This window comes from Exiguobacterium sp. EF_C8 (assembly GCF_054956715.1).
In genome coordinates this window covers 470301-480000 of the sequence record NZ_CM143264.1, presented here as the reverse complement: position 1 = coordinate 480000, position 9700 = coordinate 470301, and the positions used below count along the sequence as shown (strand labels likewise).

Annotated in this window: 7 protein-coding genes and 3 riboswitches (1 of these 10 running past the window's edge); all 7 genes read right to left on the bottom strand. The window is 46.7% G+C overall.

Translation table 11 applies throughout. The features are described from left to right. Nucleotides 1-66: the start of a proline dehydrogenase family protein gene (locus tag ACY2IG_RS02595; RefSeq protein ID WP_056063692.1), read on the bottom strand. 846 nt of this gene lie to the left of the window's left edge; the window shows 66 of its 912 coding nt (coding positions 1-66); its start codon is at nucleotides 64-66; its stop codon lies beyond the left edge, outside the window. An 84-nt stretch (nucleotides 67-150) separates the two neighbouring features. Next, the gene (locus ACY2IG_RS02590) at nucleotides 151-1455 is read right to left on the bottom strand and encodes an NCS2 family permease (RefSeq protein ID WP_035411623.1); all 1305 of its coding nucleotides are present in this window, start codon (nucleotides 1453-1455) and stop codon (nucleotides 151-153) included. 135 nt (nucleotides 1456-1590) lie between these two features. Continuing rightward, nucleotides 1591-1692, bottom strand: a riboswitch (purine riboswitch). A 183-nt stretch (nucleotides 1693-1875) separates the two neighbouring features. Continuing rightward, a complete protein-coding gene (locus tag ACY2IG_RS02585) occupies nucleotides 1876-2865 on the bottom strand; it encodes a DUF2382 domain-containing protein (RefSeq protein WP_056063694.1) in 990 nt (329 codons plus the stop codon). A 279-nt stretch (nucleotides 2866-3144) separates the two neighbouring features. Beyond that, nucleotides 3145-3246: riboswitch (purine riboswitch) on the bottom strand. A gap of 390 nt (nucleotides 3247-3636) precedes the next feature. Next, a complete protein-coding gene (gene guaA, locus ACY2IG_RS02580) occupies nucleotides 3637-5157 on the bottom strand; it encodes a glutamine-hydrolyzing GMP synthase (RefSeq protein WP_051353615.1) in 1521 nt (506 codons plus the stop codon). Between the two features lie 129 nt (nucleotides 5158-5286). After that, a riboswitch (purine riboswitch) is annotated at nucleotides 5287-5388 on the bottom strand. Between the two features lie 40 nt (nucleotides 5389-5428). Beyond that, nucleotides 5429-7501: a transglutaminase TgpA family protein gene (locus ACY2IG_RS02575; protein WP_462618340.1), complete on the bottom strand. Its 2073-nt coding sequence runs from the start codon at nucleotides 7499-7501 to the stop codon at nucleotides 5429-5431. After that, nucleotides 7498-8580, bottom strand: coding sequence for a DUF58 domain-containing protein (locus tag ACY2IG_RS02570; protein WP_035410944.1), 1083 nt, complete (start codon nucleotides 8578-8580; stop codon nucleotides 7498-7500). The genes ACY2IG_RS02575 and ACY2IG_RS02570 overlap by 4 nt, the downstream gene beginning before the upstream one ends. Continuing rightward, nucleotides 8577-9533, bottom strand: a complete 957-nt coding sequence (locus tag ACY2IG_RS02565; RefSeq protein WP_035410946.1) for an AAA family ATPase — start codon at nucleotides 9531-9533, stop codon at nucleotides 8577-8579. The genes ACY2IG_RS02570 and ACY2IG_RS02565 overlap by 4 nt, the downstream gene beginning before the upstream one ends. Between the last annotated feature and the right edge of the window lie 167 nt (nucleotides 9534-9700).

Genomic DNA, 9700 nt, shown 5'->3' with positions numbered 1-9700 from the left:
GAATTGAATAAGTAACTTATTCTCGGCCAAGTACTCGAATACAGGTCCAGTAATCTTCTGTAACATCTGAATCACCCTCTCTCTTCTCCCTTACCCTCTCCCTAACAAAAAAACGTCTTTCTTCTATATAGAAGAAAGACGCAGTTTGAATTAGTGCAACCAGATGAAGTAACCGAGGAATCCAAGTGATAATACGTACATGATTGGGTGTACGTCCTTTGCTCGTCCTTTTGCGATCATCGTGACCGGGTAGAAGAGGAAACCGAATGCAATCCCTGTTGCGATCGAATACGTTAATGGCATCATGATGACGGTCAAGAAAGCCGGAACCGCATACTCGAATTTTTTCCAATCGATTTGCAGCAATGAAGCTGCCATCAATACACCGACGATGATCAATGCGGGTGCTGTGACCGGCGCAGTGATGATCGCGAGTAACGGTGAGAAGAATAAAGCGAGACCGAAGAACAATGCTGTAACGATGGCTGTCATCCCTGAACGACCGCCTGCTGCGACTCCAGCACTGGATTCAACGTATGAAACCGTCGTCGATGTTCCGAGAATCGAACCGGCTACGGTTGCTGTTGAGTCAGCGATTAATGCGCGACCTGCGCGTGGTACTTTATTTTCTTTAATTAGACCCGCTTGGTTTGCTACCGCAACCAACGTGCCCGCTGTATCAAAGAAATCAACGAAGAAGAAAGTCAGGATGACAATCATCATTTGGACCGTGAAGATTTCATTAAAGTGAAGAAATGCCTGTCCGAAGGTCGGTGCAATACTTGGTGGTGCTGAAACGATTTCACCAAAACTAGTCGGAACTGGAATTAATCCGAAAATCATTCCGGCAATGGCTGTTATAATCATTCCGAAGAAAATCGCGCCTTTGACACCGCGTGTCATCAAGACAGCTGATACGACAAGACCGAATACTGCGAGAAGTGTTGTTCCCTTGCTTAGGTCACCGAGCGAAACAAGTGTTGCTTCGTTGGCAACAACTAAACCACCTGTTTTCAAGCCGATAAAGGCGATGAACAAACCGATACCTGCTGCGACTGCCATTTTCAACGGCTCTGGAATCGCATTGATGATCACTTCACGAATGCCTGAAGCCGTTAATACCATGAAGACGAGACCTGAGACGAGAACGCCCGAAAGTGCAGTTTGCCATGGAATACCCATGCCAATGACGACACTATATGCGAAGAAGGCGTTTAAACCCATACCCGGTGCAAGCGCAATTGGATAATTCGCAAATACTCCCATTGTGATGGAACCGATGATTGCGACGAGCGCTGTAGCACCGAATACCGCTCCCGCATCCATGCCTGCCTCTGCTAATGTGTTCGGGTTGACGAATAAGATGTACGCCATCGCGAAGAACGTCGTCATGCCGGCGATGAACTCTGTACGCATGTTCGTACCAAGCCCATTGAAATCAAAGAAACGCGCAATCGCATTTTCTTTTGCTTTCGGTTGGTGTGGCTGTTTCAATTGTGTGCTCATGATTGCCTTCCTTCCAAATAAGCCGTCTCCTTGAAAACGAAAAACGGCCCTTACCTAAGCGGTAAAAGCCGTTTCAATAAGCGCACGATGTTGCATGTGCGCCGTAGTAGGAACCTTTACGGTGTTCCTGTAGAGACTTCCGGGCCCTATCCCCAGAATTATACGGCATTATTTATGTTTTTTTAGTGGTATGAAAAATAAGAACAGACACATCGTAGCACGGTCAAATTCATGGGTCAACCATAAAAACGAAATTTAACCACTTATTTTATCCGAACGTTCGGTTTTGTAAGCGTTATTTTTGAGTTGTCTTTAATTTGCAGTAAAAAAGGAGATAGCTGATCGCCATCTCCCTCTTAGTTTGGTCCATTACAGTCGTTTATGATCGTCACGGTCTACGTCCGTTCTCGTATCCGTACCTTCATCAATATCTGCTTCCTCGCGTCGTACCGTTTCAGATACAGTTTCTGTATCTCGCACTTTACGTTTTCCAACAACAATTTCTTCAGAGACTACATCTTCTTTTGATACTACTACCTTTTCTTCTGAAAGCGGTACGTGAATGGAGTCGTTCTCATCTACAAAAGCATCTGTTCCCGACGCATTATGATCCACTTTACGTCGTTCCACATAAACTTCTTCCCTCTCTACCGGCACCTCGATCGATTGTTGATCTTCGACTACGTGTTTACTGACGTTTACCTCCCCTGTTTGCACTCTTTCTTTATCTACATTTAACCGTTCTTCATGCAGGCGAAGGCGTTCTTCTTCTGTATCACTGTTCGTTTCAGTAACGCCAGACCGATCGACCCCTGGAGTATCGTCATAGTCTTGGCTTCGGTCTGCACTTAAAGTGTTGTCGTAGCCTTGGTCTCGATCTGTGCGGGAAAGAGAGCCGTTATCAGAGAGATGGTCGTTGTGAGCCCGATTTGCTTCGACTCCCGTGCGATCATATTGATTATCGTTTACTCCAGAAGTTTGGTTGTAGCTTTGACTATGCTTTTCGTAAGAATCGCCATAGTCGCTGTCTACATATAAAACCAGCTTGCCACTTTCTACCTGACGACGGTATTCTTCTGATTCATCATGCGATAAGCCCATTCCGCGGAATGCTTCCGTAGAAGAGTCGTCTGAAAAGGCAGCCATGAATTTCCCCATAAATCCTTGGTGCTCTTGTTCACCGGCAGTATCTACATTGACGTTTGTCTGATTCTCTACCATGGAGAAGGAATGTTTATCTTGAGCCACGACATACATATCTCTTTCGTCATATCCCTGCGCTTTCAATTCGTTTACTTTACTCAGTACTTCCGCTTGGGTATTAAATACTTGGATAAATGTATCTTCTTTTCTCGTCATGATCTCTTCCTCCTTTTTAATAAATGCCACAAAAAATAATAATTAGCTCTTGAAAATCAATCTTATATGCCAACAGTTTGAATTTCCCCTACTTTTTTTCTGATTAAACCTGATTTTTTTGTACATCTTTTTTAATTATTGAAGGCTTTTTGGAATGTATTGATCCTGTTTACTAGAGCATGTTCATTATTAAAATTTTTCCTGTTTAAAACGTTTTAGTCATGCTACGCAACAAGAAAAGACCCTTACCTAAGAAGTAAAAGCCGTTTCAATAAAGGTACGATGTTGTATGTGCGCCATAGTAGAAATCATTACGGTGTTCCTGTAAAGTCTTTCAAACCCTGTCCCCGGAATTATACGATAATATTTTTTATTGATATGAAAAACAAACACAGCCACATCATAGCATGGTCAAATTTATGACTAAACCATAATCTAGTCGATCGACTTCAGCTCATGCCCAATCTATTATGAGAGCGTGCATCCTATCCGTTTAATGATTTATTATATATTCCAGTAAAAACTAACAAAATATCTCGATACATCTTAATTGAATCTCTCGAATAAATTGATTTTGTCTAATGTCATCCAACAGTTCGATGCGATTGGTTACGAAAAAAGCTCACTTCCATTCACAAATAATGTGAACAAAAGAGAGCTTCATTTTGAAATCGAATTGTTGAAGGTGAAACAGACTTCATTTCACCTATCCCCTTTAACACATTGGTAGGACAGGCTTCGTGAGACGAATTTTCTCAGCAAGTCTAGTCCTTATTCCCACTCAATCGTTGACGGTGGTTTCGACGTCACATCGTACAGGACGCGGTTGACGTTCTGGACTTCGTTGACGATTCGAACCGAGATCTTCTCAAGCACGTCCCATGGGATCCGTGCCCAGTCTGAAGTCATCCCGTCAATTGACGTAACAGCGCGGATTCCGACAGCATAGTCGTATGTCCGCTCATCGCCCATGACACCAACCGAACGGATTGGAGGAAGGACTGTGAAGTACTGCCAGATTTCGCGCTCGAGTCCAGCTTTTTTAATCTCATCACGAAGAATGAAATCAGATTCGCGAACGATTTCGAGTTTCTCATCTGTGATTTCACCAAGGACACGAATCCCGAGACCTGGTCCTGGGAACGGCTGACGCCAGACGATTTCATCAGAAAGGCCAAGTTCTTTCCCAAGTTCACGGACTTCATCCTTGAACAACGTGTTGATCGGTTCGATCAATTCAAACTGCATGTCTTCTGGCAATCCACCGACGTTGTGGTGTGATTTGATTGTTTGTGCCGTATCCGTACCACTCTCAATGATATCCGTGTAGAGCGTACCTTGGGCAAGGAAGTCCATATCCGTCAGCTTCGAAGCTTCTTCATCGAAGACGTAGACGAACTCGTTGCCGATGATTTTACGTTTTTGCTCCGGATCCGAAATACCACGGAGTTTATCGAGGAAACGATCCTGAGCATCAATCTTGATGACGTTCATGTGGAAGTGATCCGCGAATGTCTTCATGACGCTTTCCGCTTCTCCCTTACGCAGTAAACCGTGATCGACGAACATACATGTCAATTGATCACCGATTGCCTTGTGGATCAAGGCTGCGACGACAGACGAGTCGACACCACCTGAAAGGGCACAAAGAACTTTTTTATCGCCGACTTGTTCTTGGATCTTCGCTACTTCGATTTCGATGAAGTTCTCCATTGACCAGTCGCCTGCACATTTACAGACTTCAAAGAGGAAGTTCTTGAGCAATTCTTTTCCGAAGACCGTATGGTTTACTTCTGGGTGATACTGCACACCATACATTTTCAACTCTTCGTTCTTGATCGAAGCGATTGGACATGACACGTTCGTCCCATCAACGACGAATCCGTTTGGCACAGATGTGACGAGGTCACTGTGACTCATCCAGACCGTTTGTTCTAGCGGTAAGTTCGCATACATCGGTGACGGGTCTTGTAACGTCAATGTGGCTTTTCCATATTCACGATGTCCCGCACGTTCCACTGTTCCGCCGAAATGTTGTGACATGAGCTGCATGCCGTAACAGATTCCGAAGATTGGAATACCGAGGTCGAAGATTTCCGGGTCACACCGGTACGCATCCTCCGCGTAGACGCTACGTGGACCACCCGAGAAGATGATACCAGCAGGTGCGATTTCTTTTACTTCAGCTGCAGTGATTTTATGCGAATGCAATTCACTGTAGACACCAAGGTCCCGAATACGACGTGTGATCAATTGATTGTACTGTCCTCCAAAATCGAGGACGAGAATCATTTCCTGGTCCAAATGTGCTTCCAAATCTGTTCCCGCCTTTCTGATTTCATGCGTACCCTATGAAAAAAGCCCACTCTTCGCCCATGGATAAAATGGAAAAAGAGCAGGCCGCTTCACAAAAAAATGTATACGAAGGGTCTGCTCCTTCATAGTCAGGTCGTTTAAGGTGACCCGGTAGAGACTCTCGCGCCATATTCGCGAGTATATACAAAGGAGATTGCATGTGTGTGATTTACGTTGTTCCCATTGTACCTGTATCGTTTCGTAAATATCAACCCTCTACATGACGAATGATATTTTCGAAATATTCACGTTTTTTCTCGACTGATAATGATTCTCCACCATAAACCATCCGCTCGTAAGCATCCGTCAACGGTCGCATCGCGTACGTCTCGTAGTACCCATCGACTTCGTGAGCAAGTTCCGCAAGCGTCCGACCATCTTGATAATGGAATCCTTTTTTATCAAGACGCCGCAAGAGATACCGATACATCCGTCGGAATCCTTCCGGTCGTTCAATCTGTCTCCGGAAGAAGAGAATCGCAAGCGTCCGAATAATCGGTTTTCGGAACAAGTAGAGGAACAAGAGAGCAAGTGCCGTCAGGAAGATTGGCCAAAATGGAATTGACTTCTGCTCCGTCTGTCCGGCGCTAGTCGTCTGTTCTTCATCGAGAAGATTTTCTTGAGGACGATTTGGCGTCGTTGTCTCCGTATTATCTTCTGTCTCACGTTGCGGATTTGCTTGTTCCGTCTCGTTATTCGTTTCCCGATCGATCGTGTATTGTCCTGCTCCATCGAAACTGACTGTCGGTTCAAGCGGTACCCAGCCTGGTCCTTCAATGTAAACTTCGACCCACGAATGGGCATTTTTATTGCGTACTGTATAACTCGTCACGGCAGCTCCGATGACGTCGGATTCGCCCCCCGTGAATCCTTTCACCCAGCGTGCGGGTAACCCAGCTGCCCGAAGTAATACAGTGGCTGATGTCGAGAAGTTATCACAGTATCCGAGTTTCGTCTCGAACAGGAACTGATCGACGTAATCCTGATTTTCTTTCGGTACAGCAACATCTTCTGTATTGTATTCAAAGTTTTCTTCTTCGAAATAATTTTCAATCGCCCGTGCTTTGTCCCATGGTGTCTCCTCACCCTCGACGATTTGTTCCGCTAAATCACGAACTCGTTGTGGTAAACCTTCCGGCAGTTGGAGATACCGTTCTGTTTCTCTATCCGATAAATTGACGGGTTCATCTGTCTGGAGCTGTTCTTCCGTAAAGAGTGGGTACGAATAGTCGATTCGATAGTTCCGTTGACGATCCGTCTCGTCGAGATACGAAATTTTTTGATTCTCGGGGTCAACCAACACATTTTGTCGTTGTTGATTCACTTCGACCCGTACATTGTCACCATTATATGGCACGAATGGTAATTCACGCGCCATTTCAAATGTTGCTGTCTCTTCGCGGGTCTTGACCTCTGTACCGAAGGTCGAGAAAAAACCACGTCCATCGATTTCAGGGTTTGACTTCGATAAGACCCAGCCTTTACCAGTATAGATGTCTTTCGTCTCGACTCGCCAGTAGCGGTTTCCTTCACTTTCGACTTGGAAGACTTCTCGGTCGTCCATCTGGAATGGTCCTCCAAGTTGCTCATCGTTGTTACCGTATCCGACCTTTTGAATCGCATTTGTCGGCTCTCCTTCCCCTTCAAGACCCGACGTCAAATCGTACCAACTGTCTTGCCATGTCGCATTGATGACAGGACTTTGGACAGCAGCGACGATGACAGCTCCCATGATGAATAATGCGCTCAGTGGGCGTACGTAGGAAGCACGCGGTCGTTCATTGACCTCCGTCGCATACAGCAATACCAAAGACAAGATGATCGGATAAAGAATGAACGTCTCTCCCGAGTAATCCGTCCAGGTATCGCAATAGGCGATGAACCCGATGACTCCGAAGGCAAGTCCGAAGACGAACCCACGATTCGGGAACGTCCGGCGCGCGAGATAAGCGATCAAGAAACTGATCAAACCAATCGACAGCGCAAAGGCTGGTCGTCCCGGTAATTCACCATTGATGACACTTCGAATATCCGAGCTGATTTCCGTAAAAATTCCCCACGGTGCGGAACCCGGTGTCAAAATCAAGTAGAACGACAATAGTAGCCCCGCGAGACTGCCAAGTAAGAAGTAACGTCGTGCGAGATGCGATAACAGTAAAGGCAGGAACAGCATCGGTAAGAAGGACCAGAGATGCTCGAATGTCGTCAGTTCGAGAAGTGGTGGCATGAAACAAGTCAAAAGGGCTGCTGCGATGGCGTTCCAGATTAATCGTCGTATCATCGCACTCCCCTCCGTTCTGGTGTATAGACATGAACGGTGGCTTCTTGATTAATCTTCGAAATCCATAGTTCATTGTTCGATTCAAGATCCGGTGTGATGAAGAGGACGTTCCCGCTCAATCGAAGCGCCTTAGACGAGTATTCCCATGACTCGATGAACGTCCGCGTCCGACTCGGTTGCGCCGTCATCAGGTAATGCGTCAGTTTCGCTCCTTCAAGTGGTAACGACAATGATTGAACGGCATGCCCGACGAGATGGATCCGATAGCTCAGTCGTCGTTTGTTCAACTGATCCGTCGTTTCTGCGAGCATCGAGATGACACGTTCGAAGGCTTCACCCGCCTCCGTTCCCTCATCAAAGACGATCGTCGTCTCCCGTTCTTGCTCTCGTTCGAACGTCTTCGTCATCAACCCTTGGCGTTTCGCTGTCGCTTTCCAGTCAATCTGATTCATCCGATCCCCACTGACGTATTCCCGGACCCCGACGACGGTAAAGGACGACTGGCGAAGATCAAGTGACACCGGTGAGATCCCCCCATCGCCACGGTCTTCCTCATGGGGAAGCTGAACGGCAAGGCGCGCTGGTTCAATCGCAAGATACGTCTCGACCGGAAACATCCGCTTCCGCTTGAATAACCCGAATGGATCCGTGATTTCGACGATACAGCCTGGAATCTGATACACCCCTCGACGAATCGATGGTATCGTGTAATCGATTTGCTCCGTCTTCCGGTAATGGGCTCGGAGTGGACGGCTGATATCGAGTTTTTCTTCACTGAGTTCGTTCGGAATCACCTCCGTCACTTCGACGGCTCCGACGAGAAACGGAAAACGTCGACGAACCCGTAAGGAAACCGGGATATCGGTTCCAGCAACGAGCATCTTGTTCGATACTTCGCGCGTCGCAAGTGCCTGCGTGACGGGCCAAACGAGGAAGAGCGTCCAGTAGACGGTCAGACCAGCCATGACGTAAAACAGCAAGGAAGCGACATTTCCGCCATCAACGCGCGCATATGCCCATAAGGCTGCCGTCGTCAAAAGTAATACAGCGTAACGCCAACCAATTTGCCACTTCGTCATAGGGACTCCACGTCTTGTTGGATCGGTACAGCAACCTCTTTTTTGATCTGTTCTAAAATCCGTTCCGACGATTGACCGTGATAACGCGCATCCGCTGTCAAAATCAGGCGGTGTGACAGGACTGGAATCAAGAGATGTTTAACATCATCCGGCAAAACGAAACTGCGTCCTTCCATGTACGCCCACGCTTGCGCGACCTTCATCAAGGCGATCGAAGAACGAGGACTCGCGCCGAGGTAGAGTGACCCATTCGTCCGTGTCGCTTGAACGAGATGGACGATATATTTTTTGACAGGCTGTGAGACATGGACGTTCTTGACGTCTTCTTTCATCTGGAGCAATTGCTCGCGACCAATCACAGCTTCGAGTGTTTCGATTGGTTCATCCCGTTCAAAACGCGTGAGCAACTTCATTTCTTGCTGGAAATCAGGATAACCCATTTTGACTTTGACGAGAAAACGGTCGAGTTGTGCTTCTGGTAACGGATACGTTCCTTCATGTTCAATCGGGTTTTGTGTCGCCATGACGAAAAAGGGATTCGGAAGCGTATGAATCTCACCATCGACGGTGACGTTCGCTTCCGCCATTCCCTCGAGTAAGGCAGATTGAGTTTTTGGTGATGTTCGGTTGATCTCATCGGCTAAGACGATGTTTCCCATTAAAGGACCCGGTCTATATTCGAACTGGCTTGTTTTCTGATTATACATCGATACACCCGTCAAATCTGACGGAAGTAGGTCTGGTGTGAACTGAACACGTTTGAAGGTCAACCCGATCGATCGGCTGAACGCACGGACGAGCATCGTCTTCCCGACTCCCGGTACGTCTTCTAATAGGACGTGACCGCCCGCTAGTAATGCTGCCAATGATTGTGTGATGACATCTTCCTTACCGATGATAACTTTCTCTACGTTGTCGATAATCGCTTGAATCTCCTTAGTGTATGTTCGCATTGTCAGGCCCCTTGCTCTCGTAGTAGTTGAATTTTCTGACTTTTTATATCATCTCATATTCCGCTATACTTTTAAAGAAATACGAGCAGTTTCAAGCACGTGAAAAAGGGGGAACGCCGTAGCGTTTCCCCTTATTTGTTTCAGGAACGAACACATGCCGTGATCCG